Here is a 439-nt window from a genome sequence, read left to right as displayed (position 1 = left end):
GCCTGCGGTCCAGGCGCAGCACCGTGCGGGTGTCCACGCCGCCCTTGGCATTCGGCGCCTCGTCCTCGGCGTAGGCGTCGACCAGGAACGCCATCAGCGAGCGGGTCAGGCCGGCCGCGGGCTCGATGACGTAGGGGATGTAGCGCTCGTTGGTGGTCTGGTCGAAGAAGCTGAGCTCGGTGCCCGAGTGCTCGGAGTGCGTCTTGAGATCGAAGTCGGTGCGGTTCGCGACGCCCTCGAGCTCACCCCACTCGTTGCCCTGGAAGCCGAAGCGGTACTCGATGTCGGTGGTGCCGGCCGAGTAATGCGACAACTTCTCCTTCGGGTGCTCGTAGAGGCGCAAGTTGTCGGGGTTGATGCCCAGATCGGTGTACCAGGAGAAGCGGGTCTCGATCCAGTACTTGTGCCACTGCTCGTCCTCGCCGGGCTTGACGAAGAA

The 439-nt window shown here is 65.1% G+C and carries 1 pseudogene; it reads right to left on the bottom strand.

The features are described from left to right. Positions 1-439: pseudogene (locus ON29_RS08550) on the bottom strand (glycine--tRNA ligase); the annotation flags it as partial.

Source organism: Nocardia exalbida NBRC 100660 (assembly GCF_000308575.1).
Taxonomy (GTDB): Bacteria; Actinomycetota; Actinomycetes; order Mycobacteriales; family Mycobacteriaceae; genus Nocardia; species Nocardia exalbida.
Note: the sequence above shows the minus strand (reverse complement) of the source record. Positions and strands in the feature narration are given on the sequence as shown.